We start from the raw sequence: 23,014 nt of genomic DNA on the forward strand, positions 1-23,014 counted from the left end.
ATATCTATGGTTTTTGACAAAGGTGTCTGTAAATCATACAATAAAACCATAGAGAGTGAATGCGCTTTCTATGGTTTGTTTGCTTAATTGAATTAGAAAAAGGAGAGAAGGATGAAAGCATACACAGAACGTGTATTTGGGAAAGTTGACGGCAAGGATGTCCTCGCTTACCGTTTTGAAACGGAGGCAGGATACCAACTGGAAATCATGACCTATGGAGCAACAATTTTACGCTATGTAACTCCAGATAAGACTGGCAATTTTGCCAATGTTATCCTAGGTTTTGATGATTTCGAAAGCTATGTGGGAAATAGCCCTAAACATGGAGCAAGTGTAGGTCCAGTTGCAGGTCGTATTGCAGGAGCGACTTTCGAACTTAATGGTAAGACCTATGATCTTGAAGTCAACAATGCTAGCAACTGTAACCACAGTGGCTCAACTGGTTGGGATTCTAGCTTGTTTGAGCTAGTCGAAGTGAATGATAGTGGTTTGACTCTTTACACAGAAAGAGCAGACGGGACAGGAGGTTTCCCTGGAAATCTTAAGATCTGGATTAGCTACAACTTGGAAGAAAGTGGTGCCTACGAAGTTAGTTACAAGGTAACGACAGACCAGGATACCTTGGTCAATCCAACCAATCATAGCTACTTTAACTTATCTGGTGATTTCACGCAGACAGTTGACCGCCATGTCTTCCAATTGAATACAGAGGGGATTTATCCAATTGCTCCTGATGGTGTTCCAGCTAAAACCCCAGATGCTAATCGTGATGTGGTCAAACATATCTATAATGGTGCCTTGTTGAAGGATATCTTTGCAGAAGAAGATGAGCAAATCCAACTCGTATCTGGTTTGGACCATCCATTTGCTCTTCCTGCAGGACATGACAATGCTGGATTCCTCTATGACCAAGGTTCAGGTCGCTTCTTGCTCTTCAAGACAGAGGCTCCTTGCTTTGTGGTTTACACAGCAAACTTTGTGGACGAGAGTGTCATCATCGCTGGTCAGCCAATGATTCAGCACAATGGAATTGCTTTAGAAGCGCAAGCTTTACCAGATGCTATTCATAGTGACCTTAAAGACCAAGTCATCCTCAAAGCATGTGAAACTTTCACCAGCAAAACACGTTACGAGCTTGTCGTGAAATAATGATTATTCTTTGAGTAAACCTAGACTTTAACCGTTAGTTATTTGCTAGCTGTTATAGTTTAGGTTGTTTTTTGATTCTTGAAAAATAAGGAAATAATCTAAAGTTTAGAAGATAATTCTATATATCAAATATTCTAACTAAATAAAGATGATTGACTTATTTTGATAGTTAAATGCTGAAATAATATCTAATAGATATATTTATATGATAGCTCTTTTGCTAAAAATAAGGTATAATTAAAATGGAATAAATCTAGGCTTTTGACTAAAAATACTAGATTTTGATAAAGATTTTTGGTAAAAAACTCTCTTGATTACGAAATGTAATACTTGGAGCTTTTGATAAAAGCACTACCTGATGTTCATTTTCATATTTTGGCTCATACAACTTTTGCATCGAAGTTGTTGATTTACAACGATATCTTAATGTGATCATCTACCCTAGTTTTAACAGATATAATTTTGAAAATATTCTTAGCAAAATCGATTTTTATTTAGATATCAATCATTTTAATGAACTTATGAATATCACTCAGGAAATTCATAAGTTGGGGAAAGCGATCTTTGCTTTTGATAATACCAGTAAGGACCCAACAGGAGAAAGCCAGATTTTTTCTTCGCAAACTCCTGAAACGATGGTAGTGGCGATTAAAGCTTACCTCAATTCGTTAGATGAATGAGAGAAAATACTAAAAGACAAGTAGAAAATCTAATCATTTGTTTGTTCATTTCTTTTAAGGAGTCCAGGCTTTGATGCTTGTGATTAGAGTTTAGTTTGGAGTTAAAGAATGCTTTACACTTTCAATCTTATGGTGGGTTTAGAACCCAATGGTGTAGATGTTGCTCAAGCATATCGTGGGAAGGCTTTTCGCGACTTGGGCCTCCCTGCCAGTTTTGTATTTACACAAGTCCCTCCTCGATATAAATGGGACTACTACCTATCTTTGGGTCATCTTGAGGAAGAAATCCTGTTAGCACATATGTTGTTGACAGATCAGCGTGATATGAGCTTAGGGATCCGTATAGATGATATGAAACAGCTCTTACATTTGACTGCTGAATATAAGGAAAATAATCACGAGTTGAGTTTTCAAGAACAAGATGGTGTGACTATCATTCTACATAAAAATAGTCTAAAACCGGATTATGTGGATTATGTAGATTATTATGTATTTGGTCGTTTACTTCGTAGAGAACATTATGGTAAGAAAAAGCTATTCACAGAATTTTTTACAGCAGTGGATACTGGATTTGGTCTAGAAGCTAGAGTTGTTCGCCGACTGTTTCATAATAGAGATGGTTCAGTAGCTTTTGAAGAGATAAAAAAAGAACCAGGTGACAATACTGAAGCAGTTTATCGGTGTGGTGCGGAGTGGTTCTATAGTGAATCTGAATTTTTAGAGCGAGCCATATCAGAGTTGCAGTTTAGTAAAGAGGATCATATATTTCTTGATCGTCTAGAGAATCTCCCCTTCATGTCTCCTCTTTTACGTTTAAAGGGTGAAGCAAGATTATCCTGTGTTGTGCACTCCATTCATTATTGGGGAGATCATATGAATTCTGAATATTATCAGCTCTTTCAATATGCTGAAGAATTTGATGGTATTTTAGTATCAACGCAAGCACAGAAGGATGAATTAGAAAAACATTTAGAGTTACTGGGAAAAACTGGTCAAGTTCGCGTTCTTCCAGTAGCTGCTCTAGACCAGTTGCAATTAGCAGATGAACGAAAACCATATTTTGTGATGCTCGCCGCTCGATTTGTACGTCGAAAACGATTAGACTTAGCAATTAAAGCAATCGTTGCTTTTCATGAAATTTGTCCAGACGTCAACTTAGATATCTATGGTCAAGGGATGCTATGGCCGGATATTGAAGCAGAGATTGCCAATCTAGGAGCACAAGATTACATCCATCTTAAGGGGCATCAGACAATTTCAAACCGTTTCAAAGAGTATGAACTTTACCTAGCTACCTCGGAATGGGAAACTCTTGGTATAACTTTGTTAGAAGCAATTGGTTCTGGACAAGCTCTTGTTGGTTTAGATGTACCATATGGAAATCAGACCTTTATTCGAGAGGGTAAAAATGGTTATTTAGTTCCTTTTGATGCTCGTTCGGATGAGGAAATTGTGGTTGATTTAACAAAAGCTTTAGAGAAAGCCTTCAAACAAATCGAACAGTTCAGGGAAGGATCTTACCGCTTGGCTGAAGAGTATTTATCAGACCGTATAATAGAACAATGGCATGAATTTTTGACTAGAGAATGGGAATAAAAAAAGAAATGATGTATTATTATCTGGCGAGGGAATGGTCTTCAGATGACGATCGCCTAAAAAAAGATTTAGAACTCATGGGGATGGATCTGAAACCATTAACGATTAACAATATTTTTACTAGTTTTTTTTCTAATCATGAAAATTCAAGTCCCTTACACATGACTCAACTACCCTTACCTAGATTTTGGGAGGTTCTTTCTACAGGTGATATCGTAGCCGAAGGAAATAAAAAAGGGAAGATTTACTGCTATCCTCAGTGGCCACAAATGGTGGAGTTAGTCGAATGGTATGATAACAAAGGTGTTTGTTGTGCAAAAGATCATTATGATTTATCGGGAACTTGTTTTCATAGAGAAATCTGGAGTGGTGGGAAAAAAGAGATAGACATTTATGGTCAGGAAAATCAAGAGCAACTCTATCTTTTTTCATCTCATAATCGTGCACTTTTTCGAGAAGCAAATGGTCGGGAACAGGGGCTTTCTTCAATTGGTGAAGCAATAAAACTGATTTTAGATAAACAATTGTCCACAGGTGATTGTTTAGTATTATCAGATATAAGCTTGCTTAGGGATATGCCCAACCTCTCATCTAATCAGATAATGTTTTATATAAGAGAAGAGTTGTCTGTAGAAGATATTTCATATCTAAAAGAGCGTTGTGGGAAACTACTGACCCAAGATTTGAAATTTAAGACAGATAATATGAATCTTCCCCTGATTTATCTGCCAACGTTTCTTGGTGCCTTTAGGGAGTTTCGTCCGCATATTTTAATTTTGACAAATACGCAAGAACTAGAACAAATTGAAGTCCTTGTATCTGCCCTACCGAATTTTGAATTTCATATTGCTGCTTTAACAGCAATGGGAAGGCGCTTGCTAGTTCTGGATTGCCTTGCAAATGTTCATCTCTATCCAGGACTATCTAGAGAGATATATGAGAAACTTTTACAAACGTGTAGTATTTATCTGGATATTTCTCATGCGCAGGAAATACTTGATGGTAGCCGTGCAGCTCTTGAAAATGGCATGATCCTTTATTCTTTTAAGGAAATGAGTCACCATCCAGAGTTTTATGCCACTGACCATCTGTTTCCAAAGGATGGTGTAGCAGAGATGATTGATGAATTATCTCAACTTGGGAATCCGGAAAAATATCAATCCGCTTATGATAAACAGAAGATGAATCCGTGCTTAGCGACAAAGGAAGAGATGAAGTTACTTTTTGAAATGACGGATAAATAAAGGAAGTATCGTAAAAGCTTTAGAGTAGATCCTCCTAGATAAAGATATCAATAACTATATAGCGTTTAGCTTAGTATTTCGCTTGCTGATAATTTGTATTTGAATCATTAACTTAGTATGGGGAAATATAATCAAGAGTTTGTAGCTAAGAGGATATGATTGTATCGATTCAGCGATATTTGAAGAAACTGGTCTAAAAATTGAATAAAGAAAGAAATAAAATGTAAAAAATAAGTGTTATCGTCCCTGTTTATATGTCAGAGGCCTATCTTGAAAAATGTTTAGATAGCCTTCTTCAACAAACTTATCAAAATCTTGAAGTTATTTTGATCAATGATGGATCAACGGATGGTTCAGCAGCTATTTGTCAACGATATAAAAATCAAGATATGCGTGTTAAAGTATATCATAAGCCGAATGAAGGGGTTACTTCCAGTCGCAATCGAGCTTTGGAAGCTGTGACAGGTGATTACATTGTCTTTGTGGATAATGATGATTGTCTAGAGTTAGACCATATTCAAAGCCTTTATGATTTATTGAAAAAAACGGATGCAGATATTGCAATTGGTAATTTTACTCAATTTATTGAAGATCAGGGAAGTTTTTTTAATCCATGTAGGTGGAGATAACTATTTTGAACAAGTGTACAGCTCTTTCGATTGGTTCCATCATCAATATGATGGAAAGTATAATATTAGTCAATGTTTTACAGTTCCGTGGGCAAAACTCTATAAAGCAGAGCTTTTCAAGGATATTGTTTATCCAACGGATCAGAAGGTAGAAGACGATTATACGACCTATAAGGTTTATCTTCAAGCGAATAAGATAGCCTATATGAATAAAGCCATTTATATTCATAGAAAACGCTCCACAAGTGTGACGAGAACAGTTAATCTTGCAGATGTTTATCCTTTAAAGAGTATTGAAGAGCGTCTGACTATTTTGAATCTGATTGGGGCACCTCAGGAGTTGTTGGATAAGGAAATTCAGGCTTATAAATGGCGACTATCCATTCATGAAGAAGAATTGAAATGTGGAGATATGGAAGCTTATCAACAGATTTTAGTGAAAAAAGCTATTGAGACCAAGCAGAGGTAAGAGTTATAAGTCTTATAGAATAGTTGATTAAAGAAAATAATTGCTACAACTTATCGTAAAATAAAAATAATAAAAAAATTCTCTGAAGTCATAGGATTTCAGAGAATTTTTTCTTATTCTTCATCTGGTGTGAGAATCATCGGAATGATGATTGGTTCACGTTCAGTATTTTCGTAAAGGAATGGTCGAATGGCATTTACGATAGCGCCATTGACAGACTGGATGCTGGCATCTTTGTTTTTCAAAGCGATACGAATAGCATTGAAAAGAATGCGTTGGCTTTGACGGATCAAGTCGCCAGACTCGCGCATGTAGACAAATCCACGGCTGAGAATATCTGGTCCAGATAGGATCATCTGAGACTTGAAGTCAACGGTTGCGACAGCCAGTACAACACCATCTTCAGATAGATCGCGACGATCTTTAAGCACAGCTGCACCGATTTCGCCGATACGATTTCCATCGACGTAGATATCCTGAGCATTGAAATGACCTGCGATACGGGCAGAGTTTGCAGTGAGGGCAAGCACATCACCATTACTCATGATAAAGATATTGTCCTTCTCTACGCCAGTATCTACGGCAAGTCCAGCGTGGACTTTCTGCATGCGGTATTCACCGTGAACAGGCATGAAGTATTTTGGCTTGATGAGGCGAAGCATGAGTTTTTGCTCTTGCTGGCCACCGTGTCCAGATGTATGGATGTTGTTAATCTTACCATGGATAACTTCAACACCAGCTTCTGAAATGATGTTAATTAATTTGTTAACGCTGGTGGTGTTTCCTGGAATTGGGCTAGATGAGAAGATAACAGTATCACCAGGTTGGAGTTGCACTTGACGGTGAGTTCCGTTAGCGATACGAGAGAGGGCCGCCATAGGTTCGCCCTGACTACCTGTACAGAGGATCAGAATCTCACCCGCAGGATAGTCTTTGATTTCATTTGGTTCGATAAAGGTTCCCTTAGGAGCCTTTATGTAGCCAAGATCAATTCCATTGACAATGGCCTTTTCCATAGAGCGCCCAAAGACAGCGATTTTACGACCAGTCTTAACAGCAGCTTCCGTTGCTTGTTGGAGACGGAAGATATTTGAGGCAAAGGATGCAAAGATGATACGTCCCTCGATACCTTGGATAATCTTCATGATCGACTGGCCGACAACCTTTTCAGAGTTTGTAAAGGTTGGCACTTCAGCATTGGTCGAGTCAGAGAGCAAACAAAGTACTCCATCTTCACCTAGAGCTGCCATTCGGTGCAAGTCTGCAGGTTCACCAACTGGTGTAAAGTCAAACTTGAAGTCTCCCGTACAGACGATTTTCCCTTGAGGTGTGTGGATGACAATTCCCAATGGCTCTGGAATCGAGTGGGTTGTTCTAAAGAAAGTTGCTTTAAGATTTTTAAAGGTCAACTCCGTGTTGTGGTTGATTTCGTGAAGTGTAGCATTGCGCAAAAGTCCATGCTCTTCGAGTTTTCCACGGATTAAGGCAAGGGCCAGTGGACCAGCATAGATAGGGATGTTTGCTTGCTTGAGCAAGAAAGGAATCCCTCCGATATGGTCCTCGTGTCCGTGTGTAATCAAGAGAGCCTTGACGCGGTCGATATTTTCTACAATATAAGAGTAATCAGGGATAACGTAGTCGATACCAAGCAGGTCATCCTCAGGGAATTTAATCCCTGCATCAACGATGATAATTTCGTCTTGATATTCGATTCCGTATGTATTTTTACCGATTTCTCCTAGACCACCAATAGCAAAAACGCCAACTTCTTCTGGTTTAAGAGTGTAGGCCATATTAGAACTCCGTAATTTCGAATGCGCCAGTTTCTTTTTCGTAGTCTAGCAATTTGTCAGACAAGAGTTCGATATACTCGATGTTGTACTCTGGACGATTTTCTTCGACAAGTTGGCGAGCAGCGATACGTCCTTCAAGTTCTGAACTAGCATCGATGTCTAAGTATAGTGAGCGTGTTGTTTCACGACGTGGGCTACGGTCTTTTGTTTCTTGATAAAAAACTTTGTAAATCATATGTTTCCTTTCTGCTTTCAGGTCAGCTATATTCAAAAATGCTCAGTTTGAAGCTGGTTTGATTCCAGTTCATTTTTTGTCTTTATTGACCTTGATTCGTTACAATTATCTCAATTATATCATAAAAAGGGGAATTAGTAAAAGCAGGAAACATGAAAGTAAGGAGCTTGAAATGGGTTTCATTTTACCTTGTATAAGTATTTGAAGCCATCAGATGTAAGTGCTATAATAAAGTTAGAAAAGAGGTTTTTCTTGATTAAGGAGGACTAGCTATGCTTGATTTTGTGTTTCACCTATTTGGATGGAAATTCTACATATTGCTACAACTGCTTGGGCTCCTTTTTGTTAGATGATGATTTTGAAATATTTGCCTTTAGAATTGGAGAAAGGAGGCTCTCTATGTTTCAACTAGCTATCGCGATTCGTCTCTTGGTATTTGCTGTTTTTGTTGCTTGTGTTTACGGTGGCAATCTACTATTTGTTCGGCTGGAACATAGAAAAACAGCTGTACACTGGAAAATTCTCTTTGTAACACTGTATTCCATTTTCCTCCTTCTTGTGACCTATGTGGTTTGGCTTGTATTTTACTTTGGTTTGAATGCTTAGCTTCAGTTGTTTATTTATATCTGCTGATTGAACGAATATCTGGTATAAAAAGATAGCGAATCTAGTTACAAAAAAATCCACCCCAACTATTAAGATAGGGTGGATTTTTCAACTTTTTCTCAAATTCTGTGTCCAATTTTCCCTCAAACAGAGGTTATATTTTCAGGCCCTATCCTTATTTTTACAGTTATGATTGTTTTGTTCAAAAAAAGAGTTGAAGCATAAAAATAAAACAATACAAACAGATAAATCAATTGGCAATGGTATAGTAGTAATGCTTAAATCGTTGAGAATACTGATCAAACTGTAAGAGATGAAGAAAATAAAATTCATCCTTCTAAAAATGTGTCTTTTATCTAGCATGACTTATCCAAACTTTTTACGGAGATCTTTTCCAATGGTGTAAGCTGCCATAAATAAAGCTATACCAACACCTACACCAAAACCACCCTTGATTTCTTGCAATTCTTTATTAGAAATTTCACGATATTTGTCTAAATCTTTAATCATACTAACCTCCTAAAAAATAACCAGCTGCTAAGCCAGAGCCTACAAGTGCTGTTCCGCCAGCAACAGCTTTCCAAGAAACTGCTACACCAAAGATAACCAAGGGAGCGAGACCACCATCAATATCTGATAATTCATTTTCAGATAGCGATACAAATTGATTGTCAATATTTTCGAAATTTGTCATTGAACTTTCCTCCTTTTTTCTTGTTCACTTTTATATTCGGAAACGAAAAGGAAAAGTTGCGATTTTTTTGAAGATTTCTTTTCACTGTGATTTTTGATACAAAACAAAGAAAATTCCCATGTGCCAGCTTTTGTAGTATAATAGTAAGCAGACAAAAAGATAGGAATGTGTTATGAAAGTATTAGCTTTTGATACGTCCAGCAAGGCTCTTTCTCTAGCTATTTTAGAGGACAAGCAGCTTCTTGCCGAGACGACTATTAATATCAAGAAAAATCACAGTATCACTCTGATGCCTGCTATCGATTTTTTGATGGCAAGTTTGGATTTGACACCCAAGGATTTGGATCGAATCGTAGTGGCAGAGGGGCCAGGTAGCTACACAGGTTTGCGAATCGCAGTAGCGACTGCCAAGACCTTGGCTCATACTCTGAATATTGAGTTAGTTGGTATGTCTAGCCTCTTGGCACTGGTGCCACATCAGCAAGAAGGATTCTTCGTTCCCTTGATGGATGCGCGTCGCAACAATGTTTATGCAGGATTTTATGAAAATGCCCAGCCAGTCTTTCCAGAAGCGCACCTATCTTTTGAAGAGGTGTTAGAAAAAGTCAAGGATGCTGAGCAGGTAACCTTTGTCGGTGAAGTTGGAGCCTTTGTGGATCAAATCCAAGAACAATTGCCACAAGCCAACTATCTAGAAACCTTACCAAACGCAGCCAATCTAGCTCTTTTGGTTTGGGACAAGGAAGCAGACTCCTTGCACGACTTTGTGCCGAATTACCTCAAGCGTGTCGAAGCTGAGGAAAACTGGCTCAAGAATCACACCGATTCTGGAGAATCTTACATCAAACGCCTATGATCGAGATTAAACGAATTCAACAGCAACCTGACTTGGCTCAAGCTATCTATGCTGTTATGGCAGATGTTTATCCAGTTAGTCCTTGGACTCTGGAACAAATCCAAGCAGACCTGTCCCAAGACCAAACCTGGTATGCTTTAGCTTACGATGGGATAGAAGTGATTGGCTTTCTAGCTGTTCAGGAAAATCTCTTTGAGGTAGAAGTCCTGCAAATCGCTGTCAAGGGAGCTTATCAGGGTCAGGGAATCGCGTCAGCCTTGTTTGCAACATTACCGACAGACAAGGAGATTTTTCTCGAAGTCAGAAAGTCAAATCACCGAGCGCAAGTATTTTACAAGAAAGAAAAAATGGCAGTCATCGCTGAGAGAAAGTCCTATTACCATAATCCAGTTGAGGACGCCATTATCATGAAGAGAGAAATAGATGAAGGATAGATATATTTTAGCATTTGAGACATCCTGTGATGAGACCAGTGTCGCCGTCCTGAAAAACGACGACCAGCTCTTGTCCAATGTCATAGCTAGTCAAATTGAAAGTCATAAACGTTTTGGGGGCGTAGTGCCAGAAGTGGCTAGCCGTCACCATGTCGAGGTCATTACAGCCTGTATCGAGGAGGCACTAGTAGAAGCAGGAATTACCGAAGAGGACGTGACAGCTGTTGCGGTTACTTATGGACCAGGCTTGGTCGGAGCCTTGCTAGTTGGTTTATCAGCTGCCAAGGCTTTTGCTTGGGCGCATGGCCTTCCTTTGATTCCTGTGAACCACATGGCTGGCCACCTCATGGCGGCTCAAAGTGTGGAACCCTTGGAGTTTCCCTTGCTAGCCCTCTTAGTCAGTGGTGGGCACACAGAGTTGGTCTATGTGTCTGAGGCTGGTGACTACAAGATTGTTGGAGAGACCCGAGATGATGCGGTTGGTGAGGCCTATGATAAGGTCGGCCGTGTCATGGGCTTGACCTATCCAGCAGGTCGTGAGATTGATGAGTTGGCTCATCAAGGTCAGGATGTGTATGATTTTCCACGTGCCATGATCAAGGAGGACAATCTGGAGTTTTCATTCTCAGGTTTGAAGTCTGCCTTTATCAATCTTCACCATAATGCCGAGCAAAAGGGGGAAAGCTTATCCAAGGAAGATCTATCTGCTTCCTTCCAAGCAGCAGTTATGGATATTCTCATGGCAAAAACCAAGAAGGCCTTAGAAAAATACCCTGTTAAAACTCTAGTCGTGGCTGGTGGTGTGGCAGCTAATAGAGGATTAAGAGAACGCTTGGCAGCTGAAATCACAGATGTCAAGGTCATCATTCCGCCTCTGCGTCTCTGCGGAGACAATGCAGGTATGATTGCCTATGCCAGCGTTAGCGAGTGGAACAAAGAAAACTTTGCAGGCTTGGAGCTAAACGCCAAACCAAGTCTCGCTTTTGATACTATGGAATAAAAAGTCAGCTTGAAGCTGGCTTTTTTGCTAAAATATTTTATAATATGTTAAAAAAGTAAAAAGTTTTTACGAATAGAATAGTAAAGGGAATTTTTAAAAGGGAGTTTGGTAATGATTGAAAAACAGGAATTAGGAGAATTTTACAAGGAATTGCGCCTGGCAAGAAAGCTCAAGCAGTCAGATGTGGCTTGTGCTGGACTAACAGCCTCTCAGCTATCCAAGTTTGAGTTAGGGCAGTCTATGCTGTCTGCGGATAAGCTGATCCTAGCTATTCAAGGGATAAATGTGACCTTTGATGAATTTGGGCACAAGCTCAACAATTACCAAGAATCTCCACATATGCGAATTGGTAGAAGGATTGTGGATCGCTTTGCCCATCAAGATATAGCTGGCTTAGAACAATTGTTGAAAGAAATTGAGCAAGAACAGATGGCGCAGACTTATCGCCGTTTGAACTCTATTGTGATTAAAGATGCTATCCATTCACTAGATAAAAGCTATCCGCTAGCAGAGGAGGATAGCGAGTTTTTGACCACCTATCTCTATGCTATCGAGTCTTGGACCTGGTTTGAACTCTATATTTTTTGCAATACCATGCCTTTTTTGAGCAATCAATATCTGATCTTTTTATCAACCTCCTTACTCGAAAAATCTAAGGAATTTAAAGAATTGGCACACAATAGACTGTATATGAAAAGTGGCTTTCTAAATATCATCTCAGAGCTTATGGAGCGTAAACTTTTCTCCTACATCCCAATCTTTGAGTCCGAGTTGGAGAGTATGCTTCGTCCCTATGATGTCTTTGAGAAAGTATCATGGCAATTTTTAAAGAAATTGAGTGTTTTCCTTCAAACCAAGGGAAGCAATCAAAAAGAGATTGAACACTTTATCCAATCTCTGCAAGTATTAGAAAATCCACAATTAACAGCCCTTTTTGAATTACGCTTCCAGCAATATAAAGAACTTATAGATTAGTTAGAAATCGCAAATGTGAAATTCCTATCAGAAAAAATGTCAAATATGCGATTTTTTAAAATATAGAATTTTTCGTGTTATACTGTCTTCATTCCATGGTATAGGAGAAAAAAGAATGAAAAAGATCATCTCACGCTACTACTTTTTTGTAGCCATTCTACTTGTCATTGCTTACCAGTACTTCAGTGGTCTGGTTTTAAACAATGATTTTACTGCTGGTCTATCTAAATTTGGCTATTATTTTTCGGATATGATGTTGAACTTTCTTGTGGTTCTGCTTGTTTTTATTTTTATGGTAGGGGCAGGAAAATGGCAACAAATCAATAGTAGAAAATTTAAAGGGTCCTATCTTTTTTATTCCTTTTTAGCTTTTCTTGCTTTATTTATTTGGAATTTCGTTACATTTTTCCTATTCCCACCTACCCAAAATGGACTTGCTTACCAACTCGCTGCTCCGACTTTTACAGGCGCTACGGCATTTTTGATGTATTTTTTCTATCCTGTGATTGCAGGTCCCATTTTTGAAGAGATGATTTATCGTGGATTGGTGATGACCGCTTTGGAAAAATGGGAAAAATGGGGACTGGATGTGCTTGGTTCTGCTGCTTTATTTGGAATTTTGCATATCAGTGATTATGGTTGGGTCTTGACAGACTTTTTCGTATATATGGGCGGCGGTATCATATTTGCACTCTTGTTTAGAGTGACAAAGTCTATTTATTGGCCTATTGGACTGCATATAGTCTATAACGGTATCGGGCATATACTCCCGTTGCTGTTTTAGAGGATTTTCAAAATCCTAAATCAAGGGAAGAATCCTCGTCGTGGTGCTTTTGCTTGGGTTGTAGATCCAACAGGTGAGTTGTTTAAGCGTAGTAGAAGATAGGATACTATAGGAGTTGATTCAATGAAGAAAATGAAAGAAATGAAATTTCACCTAGCAACTGGCTTGTTGCTTTTGACTTATTACCTCATTTTTAATGTCATACCAGACTTAGATTTTACTGTAGCTTTGTCTGATGAGATCTACTATGTGTTTCAGGTTTTATTAGTACTTATCCTGGGAACTTTATCTACAATTATTTTTGTCAAAAGTGAACATTGGAAAGAGTATGGTCGTTTCCAGTTTCGTTGGTCTTACCTAGGTGTTTTCTTTCTTTCTTTTTTCTTATTATTTGTGTGGGCAAATCTAGCAACTCGTATCTTTCCTCGTACGCAAAATGGAAGTACAGTAGTGGAAGTAGCCACCAGTTTGACAGGAATTAGCTATTTTATTACGCGTGTACTTTACGGTATCCTTATCGCACCTGTAGCAGAAGAAATCGTGTGTCGTGGTTTTTTGATGACAAGCTTGTCTAAATTCAAAAACTACTATATTGATGTTCTTGTTTCTGCTGCCATATTTGGCGCTATGCATGTTTTACAGCATGGTTGGATAACGACGGATTTCATACTCTACTTTGTAATGGGCTTGATATTTTGCATGATGTTTCGCTATACACGCTCTATTTATTGGGCCATAGCTTTACATGCTTCATGGAATACCTTCTTGCTTATTGTTAGTTTATTGGTATTTGGATTTTAGAAGGGTGATATATGAAAAAGATCATCTCACGCTACTACTTTTTTGTAGCTATTCTACTTATCATTGCGGACCAGTTCCTCATCCGTCTGGTTTTACACAGTGACTTGGCTGCTGATCTATCTGATTTTGCATTTTATCTATCGAGGCTAATGTTGCATTTTCTTGTGGTTCTGCTTATTTTTATTGTTATGGCTTGGTCAGGGAAATGGCAACAAATCAATAGCAGAAAATTTAAAGTGCCCTATCTTTTCTATTCCTTTTTAGCTCTTCTTGTTTTATTTATTTGGAATTTTATTAAATTTTTCCTATTCCCACCTACCCAAAATGCAATTTCTTATCAACTAGATCTTCCTACTTTTACAGGCGCTACGGCATTTTTGATGTATTTTTTCTATCCTGTGATTGCAGGTCCCATTTTTGAAGAGATGATCTATCGTGGATTGGTGATGACCGCTTTGGAAAAAGTCAAAAAATGGGGACTGGATGTGCTCGGTTCGGCTACTTTATTTGGAATTCTGCATATCAGTAGTCATGGTTGGGTCTTGACAGACTTTTTCGTATATATGGGTAGTGGTCTAATAATGGCAGTCTTTTTTAGAGTGACAAAGTCAATTTATTGGCCTATTGGACTGCATATAGTCTATAACGGTATTGGGCAAATTCTACCTTTGTTATTTTAGAGGATTTTAAGAATCATAAATAAAGGGAAAAGTCCTCATCGTGGTGATTTTGATTGGATAAAAGGATTTGGGTAAGTTTAGCTGGAAGATGGTATAACTAAAACTTTAAAGGATCAACGATGAAAAGGATCGTTGTTAGTTTATTGGTATTTGGGTGCTAAATCTAAAATAGTTTATAAGTTGCATAGTAAGACTGGCCTCCCAGTCTTTTTCTATTCTTGTCAATCAGCAGACTTTTTTCTATTTTACGAATATGTTATAATAATGTTTGCTGTGACTGTTTGGAAAGCAGTCGCTGAAGGAATGATTAGTGAGGAATTTATGAAAGAAAAAGGATTTTGGGAAGGTGTGCAGGCAGCCATGCCAACGGCTCTGGGGTATGTCAGCATCGGTCTTGCCTGTGGCATTATCGGTGCGCCCTACGTAACACCTGTCGAGATGGGTTTGATGAGTCTCTTTGTTTATGCTGGGAGTGCTCAGTTTGCCATGATAGCCTTGATAGCAGTTCAAGCACCTGTGGCAGCCATTGCCATGACGGTCTTTTTGATTAATCTGCGTCTCTTCTTGCTAAGTTTGCATGCGTCGACTTATTTCCGTCATACCAGTCTTTGGCAAAACATCGGTATGTCTAGCCTCTTGACTGATGAGACCTATGGCGTTTTGATGGGCGAGTTGGTGCATACGGATAAGGTTAACCCCATGTGGATGCACGGGAACAACCTTAACAGCTATGTAGCTTGGTTTGTTGGAACTGTAGTCGGAACTGCTCTAGGTGGACTTCTACCAAATCCAGAAATTTTTGGCTTAGATTTTGCCCTAGTGGGGATGTTTATTGGGATTTTTACTTCCCAGTTTCAGATTATGCAAAAACGGATTCCTTTGCGCAATCTCTTCATAATTTTAGCAGTTGTAGCTGTATCTTTCTTTTTGCTCTTGACGGTGGTGTCTCAGTCATTAGCTGTTCTGTTTGCGACCTTGCTAGGTTGTACCATGGGGGTGGTTTTGGATGGTCAGTAAGTATATTTTATTAGCAATTGTCTTTTCTGGCTTGGTGACTTGGATTCCAAGAATGATTCCTTTTATCCTAGCCAAGTACAAGGGTTTGCCGCCTATCGTAGAGCGCTTTTTGAAATTTCTACCAGTTTCTATTATCTTTGCCTTGATTCTTTCAAGTGTGGTGACAGGAAAAGTTGGAAGCCTTCCGCAGATAAAGTGGTTAGATTTTTTAGCAATCTTTCCAACGGCCTTTGTAGCCTTTCGTTACCGCAATCTGGTAGGGACTGTTCTCTTTGGAGTGGTCTTGATAGCAGTCCTACGTTTGGTCTTTTAATCAGCCATAAAGAAAACCTATCACAAATATAGAAATCATATAATAGCGTAATTCCTTTTTTTCTGTTAAGATAAGATTGTATTCTATTTTGGAGGAAATATCATGAAAAAAATCGTTAAGTATTCATCACTTGCTGCCCTAGGACTTGTTGCCGCGGGTGTATTGGCAGCTTGCTCAGGTGGTGAAAAGAAAGATGCTGCATCTGGTGAAGCAACATCTGGTAAAAAAGAAATCGTCGTAGCAACTAACGGCTCACCAAAACCATTTATCTATGAAGAAAATGGTGAATTGACAGGTTACGAGATTGAGCTTATTCGTGCTATCTTTAAAGACTCAGACAAGTATACTGTCAAGTTTGAAAAGACAGAGTGGTCAGGGATTTTCCCAGGACTTGATAGCGATCGTTACCAAATGGCCGTTAACAACCTTAGTTATACCAAAGAACGTGCAGAGAAATACCTCTATGCAGCGCCAACTGCTAAAAACCCTAACGTTCTTGTTGTGAAGAAGGACGACACTAGCATCAAATCACTTGATGATATCGGTGGAAAATCTACTGAAGTCGTTCAAGGAACAACATCAGCTAAACAATTGGAAGAATACAACAAACAACACGCAGATAACCCAACTGTCCTTAACTATACAAAAGCTGACTTCCAACAAATCATGGGACGTTTGAGCGATGGACAATTTGACTACAAGATTTTTGATAAAATCGGTGTAGAAACAGTTATCAAAAACCAAGGTTTGGATAACTTGAAAGTCATCGAACTTCCAAGCGACCAACAACCTTACGTTTACCCACTTCTTGCAAAAGGTCAAGATGAATTGAAATCATTTGTTGACAAACGCATCCAAGAACTCTACAAAGACGGAACTCTTGAAAAATTATCTCAACAGTTCTTTGGTGGTTCTTACCTCCCAGCAGAAGCTGACATCAAATAAGTTTGTAAATCATCCATTCTCTCGTAGGTGGATGATTTTGTAACTTTTAGGCATATAGTTTCAAACTATATGTCTGCCTATCTAATAACAATTTGCGAAATCAAATAAAGTGTGAGATACTATTACAGTATTATTTTTAAAGGAGAATGAATCATGAAAATCAAAAAATGGTTAGGCGTAGCAGCTATCGCTACAGTAGCAGGCCTTGCACTTGCAGCTTGCGGAAATTCAGACAAGAAAGCAGACAACACAACTACAGTTAAAATCGCGACTGTTAACCGTAGCGGTTCAGAAGAAGCACGCTGGGACAAAGTCCAAGAATTGGTTGAAAAAGACGGAATTAAATTGGAATTCACAGAGTTTACAGACTACTCACAACCAAACAAAGCAACTGCTGATGGTGAAGTAGACTTGAACGCTTTCCAACACTACAACTTCTTGAACAACTGGAACAAAGAAAACGGTAAAGACCTTGTAGCGATTGCAGATACTTATATCTCACCAATCCGCCTTTACTCAGGTAAAAACGGTGAAGAAAACAAGTACACTAAAGTGGAAGAAATCCCAAACAACGGTGAAATTGCTATTCCAAACGATGCTACTAACGAAAGCCGTGCCCTTTACCTTCTTCAATCAGCAGGTTTGATTAAATTGGATGTTTCAGGAACTGAACTTGCTACAATCGCAAACATCAAAGAAAATCCAAAGAACTTGAAAATCACTGAGTTGGACGCTAGCCAAACAGCTCGTTCATTGACTTCAGTTGATGCAGCAGTTGTAAACAACACTTTTGTTACAGAAGCAAAATTGGACTACAAGAAAGCACTCTTTAAAGAGCAAGCTGACGAAAACTCAAAACAATGGTACAACATCATCGTTGCGAAAAAAGATTGGGAATCATCACCTAAAGCTGATGCAATCAAGAAAATTATCGCAGCTTACCATACTGATGAAGTGAAAAAAGTCATCGAAGAAACTTCAGACGGCTTGGATCAACCAGTTTGGTAATAAACACAGGGAGGTGGGAGAGATTTTTTCCACCTCTTGCTTTTATATAGAGACTAAAGAAAAGGAACATCCACTTGTATTGATTCCAAAGGTACAAGTCCTAGTAGAAAGGTAGAGAGAAAATGGTTTTCCATAGCCAAGAAGAACAAATTGAAAAGTTTGAAAAGGATCATGTAGCGCAACATTACTTTGAAGTGTTGCGGACCTTGATTTCTAAAAAATCTGTTTTTGCCCAGCAAGTCGGACTCAAGGAAGTGGCTCGTTATCTGGGAGAGATTTTCAAGCGTGTAGGGGCTGAAGTTGAGATTGATGAGAGTTATACGGCACCCTTTGTCATGGCGCATTTTAAAAGTTCACGCCCAAATGCCAAGACTATCATTTTCTACAACCACTATGACACAGTACCTGCGGATGGCGACCAAGTCTGGACAGAGGATCCATTTACGCTTTCTGTGCGTGATGGCATTATGTATGGACGCGGGGTTGATGATGACAAGGGGCATATCACTGCCCGCTTGAGTGCTCTTAGAAAATACATGCAGCATCATGATGATCTACCAGTCAATATCAGTTTCATCATGGAAGGTGCAGAAGAATCTGCCTCTATGGACTTGGACAAATATTTAGAAAAACATGCGGACAAGCTTCGTGGTGCAGATTTATTGGTCTGGGAACAAGGGACCAAAAATGCCTTGGAACAGCTAGAAATCTCTGGTGGGAACAAAGGAATTGTAACCTTTGATGCTAAGGTCAAGAGTGCCGATGTGGATATCCACTCTAGCTATGGCGGCATTGTAGAGTCAGCTCCATGGTATCTGATTCAAGCCTTGACCAGTTTGCGAGCTGCAGATGGACGTATTTTAGTTGAGGGCTTGTACGATGAGGTCCAAGAGCCTAACGAACGTGAGTTAGCCTTGGTTGAAACCTATGCTCAACGCAATCCAGAAGAAATCAGCCAGATTTATGGCTTGGAATTGCCACTTTTACAAGAGGAACGTATAGCCTTTCTAAAGCGTTTCTTCTTTGAACCAGCACTCAATATCGAAGGGATTCAGTCTGGTTATCAGGGGCAAGGAGTTAAAACGATTTTACCAGCAGAGGCTAGTGCCAAGCTAGAAGTTCGTTTGGTTCCTGGCTTGGACCCACATGATGTTTTGGATAAAATCCGGAAACAACTAGACAAAAACGGCTTTGATAAGGTAGAATTATACTATACCTTGGGTGAGATGAGTTATCGAAGCGATATGAGTGCACCATCTATTCTCAATGTTATTGAGTTGGCTAAGAAATTCTATCCACAGGGCGTATCTGTCTTGCCGACTACAGCTGGGACAGGACCTATGCATACGGTCTTTGATGCCTTAGAAGTACCTATGGTTGCCTTTGGTCTAGGAAATGCTAATAGCCGAGACCACGGTGGAGATGAAAACGTGCGGATCGCCGATTATTACACCCATATTGAATTAGTAGAGGAGCTGATTAGAAGCTATGAGTAGAGATATTATCAAATTAGATCAGATCGATGTGACTTTTCACCAAAAGAAAAGAACCATCACAGCGGTCAAGGATGTGACTATTCACATCCAAGAAGGGGATATCTACGGAATCGTAGGATATTCTGGAGCAGGGAAATCAACCCTAGTTCGTGTTATTAACCTCTTGCAAAAACCATCTGCAGGTAAGATTACTATTGATAATGATGTAATTTTTGATGGCAAGGTTACCTTAACTGCTGAGCAATTACGTCATAAACGTCAAGATATCGGGATGATTTTCCAACACTTTAACCTGATGAGCCAGAAAACAGCAGAGGAAAATGTAGCCTTTGCTCTCAAACACTCTGGACTCAGCAAGGAAGAAAAGAAGGCCAAAGTAGCTAAGTTGTTGGACTTGGTGGGCTTGGCTGACCGTGCCGAAAACTATCCTTCACAATTATCTGGAGGTCAAAAACAACGTGTGGCTATTGCGCGTGCCTTGGCTAATGATCCAAAAATCCTGATTTCAGACGAGTCAACTTCAGCTCTTGATCCAAAGACAACGAAACAAATCTTGTCACTCTTGCAAGAATTGAACCGTAAACTAGGTTTGACCATTGTCCTGATTACACACGAGATGCAGATTGTCAAAGATATTGCTAATCGTGTGGCAGTGATGCAGGATGGTCGATTGATTGAAGAAGGTAGCGTTCTTGAAATCTTCTCAGATCCTAAGCAGCCATTGACTCAGGACTTTATCTCGACTGCGACAGGTATTGATGAAGCAATGGTCAAGATTGAGAAACAAGAAATCGTAGAGCACTTATCTGAAAACAGCATTTTGGTACAACTCAAGTATGCAGGAGCTTCTACAGATGAGCCACTTTTAAATGAATTGTATAAGCACTACCAAGTAACAGCAAATATTCTCTATGGAAACATCGAAATTTTGGATGGTACTCCTGTTGGTGAGCTTGTGGTTGTCTTGTCAGGGGAAAAAGAAGCCTTGGCAAGCGCTCAAGAGGCCATCCGTCAGGCTGGTGTGCAACTAAAAGTATTGAAGGGAGGACAGTAAGATGGCAGAATTGATTAAAGCATACTTACCAAACGTCTATAAGATGGGTTGGTCTGGTCAAGCTGGCTGGGGAACAGCTATCTACTTGACTCTTTATATGACGGTTCTTTCCTTTATCATCGGAGGTTTCCTAGGACTGGTTGCAGGGCTTTTCCTTGTCTTGACAGCTCCAGGTGGGGTCTTGGAAAATAAAGTTGTTTTTTGGATTTTGGATAAGATTACCTCTATTTTCCGTGCGGTACCATTTATCATTCTCTTGGCAGTCTTGTCACCCTTCTCTCATCTAATCGTAGGAACAAGCATTGGTCCAAATGCGGCTATCGTTCCGCTATCTTTTGCAGTCTTTGCCTTCTTTGCCCGTCAAGTACAGGTGGTATTGGCTGAGCTAGATGGTGGTGTCATTGAGGCAGCTCAAGCTAGTGGAGCGACTTTCTGGGATATCGTGGGTGTTTACCTATCAGAAGGACTTCCAGATTTAATCCGTGTGACGACTGTAACCTTGATTTCACTAGTCGGTGAAACAGCCATGGCGGGAGCGGTCGGAGCAGGTGGTATCGGTAACGTAGCCATCGCTTATGGTTTTAACCGTTACAATCACGATGTGACCATCTTGGCAACCATTATTATCATTTTGATTATCTTTACGATTCAGTTCTTGGGAGACTTCTTGACCAAGAAATTAAGTCATAAATAAAAAAAGAGCCAGCTGGCTCTCAGATTGAAGAAAAAGTTCGTTGTGGACAATTTTCTTCAATCTTTTTTTACTAGAGAAAATAAAAAACTCTTAAAAATAGCATTATATCTGCATTTCTAAGAGTTTTCAAGATGTAGGAACCAAGCTCCTTTAATTACCGAAAGGCTTTGTCTACCTACTGAGAGCCGTGTGGCTCTTTTTCTATCACATTTTATCTGCGAATTTCTTACTAAGTGCTTGTCCGATCAAGGCACCAAGTAAAGCACCGATGAGGACACTTGCTACAAAGAGAAGAATGGTAGTGAGATTTGCTGCGACCATGATGCGGTCAATATAGTCCTGGGATTTTCCACGAGCGACTAGAGTTGCTATATAGGCTTGAGGGGTCACCCACATGAGTAGAATGGGACCAGTAGTACCAAAAGCAAAAACTAGGAAGGAAAGAAGGTTCTTGACCTTATCTTTGTAGTGGCCTAGGTGAGCGATGCCATCTGCTGCAAGACCGCAGATAATTCCTGGCAGAAAGGCTCCAGCACCATGCTTGCTCCCGAGGAAAAACAGAGAAATTACAAGTCCAATCGTAGTAATCGCTCCAAAACGAGGCACCTTTGCTAAAAGGATCATATAGACGCTACCACCCACAAGAGCAGAAAAGGCAGGGGCGTAAAACATATTTCCAGTGTGGTCGACAAGGTTCCCTAGTAGAACCCCCACTCCGATACAGAGAAAGTAGAGAAGAGCGGCTACAAGGGTTGTCAAGATATTCTTTTTCATAAGTTCTCCTTCGTATATCTGATGTTATTCATTGTATCATGCCTGTAGCAGATTGTAAATGCTAGCTTGGAACTAGTATTTATTAGGAAATGTGGTAAAATAGGAAAAAATAAAAGACGAGTGGTAAGAGGATGAAGAATTTAGGAAAAGTTTTTAAAGAGTTAAGGGAGTCCAGAAAAATCTCCTTGAGAAAAGCCACAGGTGGACGCTTTTCAGCATCCTTATTGTCGCGTTTTGAAAATGGTCAGAGTGAAATATCTGCTCCAAAGTTAATCACAGCTTTGGAGAATATTCATGCGAGTATGGAAGAGTTGTTATTTTTGGCGAGAGGTTTTCATCAGGATGCCTATTCTGAATTTAGAAACAGAATGTTTGAGGCTATAGACCCACAAGATTTAACATCTTTGCGTACTCTCTACCAGAGAGAATATCAACAACTTCCTTTTTCAAAGGATAAACAGCAACACATTCTCAATGCTATTTTGATAAAATCCTATATGAAAGCTATTGATGAGACGGTTACATTGACCTCTGAGGAAGAAAGAGTCCTACATGATTATCTATTTTCTGTTGAAATTTGGGGGTACTATGAACTGTTGTTCTTTTCTTCCTGCTCTCCTCTTTTATCGGTCCAGCTTTTGACAAAGTACACTCGAGAAATGTTGCGGAAGTCAGATTTCTTGCAAGGAGTGGGGAAAAATCGGAATATGATGCACACCTTGCTCCTCAATGGTTTTATGGCCTGTATTGAAGTTGATGATTTTACCAATGCCCTCTATTTCAAAAAACAAATTGAAAAGAACTTCTTTGAAGAAAATGAAACCTATTTTCGAATAGTCTACCTATGGGCAGAAGGTTTGCTTGATAGTAAGCAAGGAAGAGCGGAGGAAGGACAGAGAAAAATGGAGGACGCTATCCGTATTTTCGAGATGATCGGTTGTAGCAAATCTGCAGACTATTATAGAAGTGGCATGGAGTGTTGAATATTTGCAACTAGGTAAATTAAATTGAAACGATAGGACTGTGAAGATACTTATTAGTAGTAGAAAATTTTATCGTTTTCGCTATCAGTTTGGTCTGTTGCATAT

The 23,014-nt window shown here is 39.4% G+C and carries 25 protein-coding genes and 1 pseudogene; 21 read left to right on the top strand and 5 right to left on the bottom strand.

Annotation, left to right across the window (positions count from 1 at the left end; translation table 11 throughout):
- Nucleotides 1-111: 111 nt before the first annotated feature.
- The 5 genes and pseudogenes from ADH90_RS09990 to ADH90_RS10010 all read left to right on the top strand — a co-directional run bounded on the left by ADH90_RS09990 (nt 112) and on the right by ADH90_RS10010 (nt 5,767).
- Entirely contained in the window at nt 112-1,149 is a 1,038-nt protein-coding gene (locus ADH90_RS09990) for an aldose epimerase family protein (protein WP_049531145.1), read from the top strand.
- Between the two features lie 521 nt (nt 1,150-1,670).
- The gene (locus tag ADH90_RS11680; protein ID WP_239682004.1) at nt 1,671-1,829 is read left to right on the top strand and encodes a hypothetical protein; all 159 of its coding nucleotides are present in this window, start codon (nt 1,671-1,673) and stop codon (nt 1,827-1,829) included.
- A gap of 108 nt (nt 1,830-1,937) precedes the next feature.
- On the top strand, nt 1,938-3,425 hold the full coding sequence (locus ADH90_RS10000) for a glycosyltransferase (RefSeq protein WP_049531148.1): 1,488 nt from the start codon (nt 1,938-1,940) through the stop codon (nt 3,423-3,425).
- A gap of 8 nt (nt 3,426-3,433) precedes the next feature.
- The gene (locus ADH90_RS10005) at nt 3,434-4,669 is read left to right on the top strand and encodes a hypothetical protein (RefSeq protein WP_049531245.1); all 1,236 of its coding nucleotides are present in this window, start codon (nt 3,434-3,436) and stop codon (nt 4,667-4,669) included.
- Nucleotides 4,670-4,923: 254 nt separating this feature from the next.
- Nucleotides 4,924-5,767 (top strand): annotated as a pseudogene (locus tag ADH90_RS10010) (glycosyltransferase family 2 protein).
- Nucleotides 5,768-5,880: 113 nt separating this feature from the next.
- Here the strand turns inward: ADH90_RS10010 and rnjA are convergent.
- Nucleotides 5,881-7,560 (bottom strand): ribonuclease J1, encoded by a 1,680-nt coding sequence (gene rnjA, locus ADH90_RS10015; RefSeq protein WP_049531149.1) that lies wholly within the window; start codon nt 7,558-7,560, stop codon nt 5,881-5,883.
- A 1-nt stretch (nt 7,561) separates the two neighbouring features.
- Complete coding sequence (locus ADH90_RS10020) at nt 7,562-7,795, bottom strand: DNA-dependent RNA polymerase subunit epsilon (RefSeq protein ID WP_000639568.1); 234 nt, start codon at nt 7,793-7,795, stop codon at nt 7,562-7,564.
- Nucleotides 7,796-8,194: 399 nt separating this feature from the next.
- Here ADH90_RS10020 and ADH90_RS10025 point away from each other — a divergent pair, with 399 nt between their 5' ends.
- Nucleotides 8,195-8,401, top strand: coding sequence for a hypothetical protein (locus ADH90_RS10025; RefSeq protein WP_049531150.1), 207 nt, complete (start codon nt 8,195-8,197; stop codon nt 8,399-8,401).
- A gap of 366 nt (nt 8,402-8,767) precedes the next feature.
- Here ADH90_RS10025 and cibB read toward each other — a convergent pair whose 3' ends face one another.
- Together cibB and cibA are read right to left on the bottom strand one after the other, a co-directional pair.
- Nucleotides 8,768-8,911, bottom strand: coding sequence for a fratricide two-peptide bacteriocin subunit CibB (gene cibB / locus ADH90_RS10030; RefSeq protein WP_049531151.1), 144 nt, complete (start codon nt 8,909-8,911; stop codon nt 8,768-8,770).
- A gap of 1 nt (nt 8,912) precedes the next feature.
- Complete coding sequence (cibA, locus tag ADH90_RS10035) at nt 8,913-9,095, bottom strand: fratricide two-peptide bacteriocin subunit CibA (protein ID WP_049502797.1); 183 nt, start codon at nt 9,093-9,095, stop codon at nt 8,913-8,915.
- A gap of 172 nt (nt 9,096-9,267) precedes the next feature.
- On the opposite strand from cibA, the gene tsaB reads away from it, so the two are divergent.
- The 14 genes from tsaB to ADH90_RS10105 all read left to right on the top strand — a co-directional run bounded on the left by tsaB (nt 9,268) and on the right by ADH90_RS10105 (nt 21,152).
- Entirely contained in the window at nt 9,268-9,951 is a 684-nt protein-coding gene (tsaB, locus tag ADH90_RS10040; RefSeq protein ID WP_049531152.1) for a tRNA (adenosine(37)-N6)-threonylcarbamoyltransferase complex dimerization subunit type 1 TsaB, read from the top strand.
- Nucleotides 9,948-10,385, top strand: coding sequence for a ribosomal protein S18-alanine N-acetyltransferase (gene rimI / locus ADH90_RS10045; protein ID WP_049531153.1), 438 nt, complete (start codon nt 9,948-9,950; stop codon nt 10,383-10,385). Before tsaB ends, rimI begins: the two co-directional genes overlap by 4 nt.
- Entirely contained in the window at nt 10,375-11,385 is a 1,011-nt protein-coding gene (gene tsaD / locus ADH90_RS10050; protein ID WP_049531154.1) for a tRNA (adenosine(37)-N6)-threonylcarbamoyltransferase complex transferase subunit TsaD, read from the top strand. Before rimI ends, tsaD begins: the two co-directional genes overlap by 11 nt.
- Nucleotides 11,386-11,496: 111 nt before the next feature.
- Entirely contained in the window at nt 11,497-12,360 is an 864-nt protein-coding gene (locus ADH90_RS10055; protein WP_049531155.1) for an XRE/MutR family transcriptional regulator, read from the top strand.
- A gap of 115 nt (nt 12,361-12,475) precedes the next feature.
- The gene (locus ADH90_RS10060) at nt 12,476-13,144 is read left to right on the top strand and encodes a CPBP family intramembrane glutamic endopeptidase (RefSeq protein ID WP_049531157.1); all 669 of its coding nucleotides are present in this window, start codon (nt 12,476-12,478) and stop codon (nt 13,142-13,144) included.
- 123 nt (nt 13,145-13,267) lie between these two features.
- A complete protein-coding gene (locus ADH90_RS10065; protein WP_049531158.1) occupies nt 13,268-13,945 on the top strand; it encodes a CPBP family intramembrane glutamic endopeptidase in 678 nt (225 codons plus the stop codon).
- An 11-nt stretch (nt 13,946-13,956) separates the two neighbouring features.
- On the top strand, nt 13,957-14,625 hold the full coding sequence (locus ADH90_RS10070) for a CPBP family intramembrane glutamic endopeptidase (RefSeq protein ID WP_049531159.1): 669 nt from the start codon (nt 13,957-13,959) through the stop codon (nt 14,623-14,625).
- A 321-nt stretch (nt 14,626-14,946) separates the two neighbouring features.
- On the top strand, nt 14,947-15,642 hold the full coding sequence (locus ADH90_RS10075) for an AzlC family ABC transporter permease (RefSeq protein ID WP_152904502.1): 696 nt from the start codon (nt 14,947-14,949) through the stop codon (nt 15,640-15,642).
- Complete coding sequence (locus ADH90_RS10080; protein ID WP_049526398.1) at nt 15,632-15,955, top strand: AzlD domain-containing protein; 324 nt, start codon at nt 15,632-15,634, stop codon at nt 15,953-15,955. Before ADH90_RS10075 ends, ADH90_RS10080 begins: the two co-directional genes overlap by 11 nt.
- A 102-nt stretch (nt 15,956-16,057) precedes the next feature.
- Nucleotides 16,058-16,900 carry an amino acid ABC transporter substrate-binding protein gene (locus ADH90_RS10085; protein WP_049531160.1) on the top strand — a complete coding sequence of 281 codons (843 nt, stop codon included), beginning with the start codon at nt 16,058-16,060 and terminating at the stop codon, nt 16,898-16,900.
- A gap of 153 nt (nt 16,901-17,053) precedes the next feature.
- The gene (locus ADH90_RS10090) at nt 17,054-17,908 is read left to right on the top strand and encodes a MetQ/NlpA family ABC transporter substrate-binding protein (protein WP_000694516.1); all 855 of its coding nucleotides are present in this window, start codon (nt 17,054-17,056) and stop codon (nt 17,906-17,908) included.
- A gap of 122 nt (nt 17,909-18,030) precedes the next feature.
- Nucleotides 18,031-19,404, top strand: coding sequence for a M20 family metallopeptidase (locus tag ADH90_RS10095; protein ID WP_049531161.1), 1,374 nt, complete (start codon nt 18,031-18,033; stop codon nt 19,402-19,404).
- Complete coding sequence (locus tag ADH90_RS10100; protein ID WP_049531162.1) at nt 19,397-20,458, top strand: methionine ABC transporter ATP-binding protein; 1,062 nt, start codon at nt 19,397-19,399, stop codon at nt 20,456-20,458. Before ADH90_RS10095 ends, ADH90_RS10100 begins: the two co-directional genes overlap by 8 nt.
- Before the next feature lies 1 nt (nt 20,459).
- Complete coding sequence (locus ADH90_RS10105) at nt 20,460-21,152, top strand: methionine ABC transporter permease (RefSeq protein WP_049495467.1); 693 nt, start codon at nt 20,460-20,462, stop codon at nt 21,150-21,152.
- 204 nt (nt 21,153-21,356) lie between these two features.
- Here ADH90_RS10105 and ADH90_RS10110 read toward each other — a convergent pair whose 3' ends face one another.
- The gene (locus tag ADH90_RS10110; RefSeq protein WP_049531163.1) at nt 21,357-21,926 is read right to left on the bottom strand and encodes an MptD family putative ECF transporter S component; all 570 of its coding nucleotides are present in this window, start codon (nt 21,924-21,926) and stop codon (nt 21,357-21,359) included.
- A gap of 131 nt (nt 21,927-22,057) precedes the next feature.
- Between ADH90_RS10110 and ADH90_RS10115 the strand changes: the two genes are divergently transcribed.
- Nucleotides 22,058-22,909, top strand: coding sequence for an Rgg/GadR/MutR family transcriptional regulator (locus tag ADH90_RS10115; protein ID WP_049531164.1), 852 nt, complete (start codon nt 22,058-22,060; stop codon nt 22,907-22,909).
- Nucleotides 22,910-23,014 lie beyond the last annotated feature (105 nt).

The organism is Streptococcus pseudopneumoniae, assembly GCF_001073085.1.
Lineage (GTDB): Bacteria > Bacillota > Bacilli > Lactobacillales > Streptococcaceae > Streptococcus > Streptococcus pseudopneumoniae_M.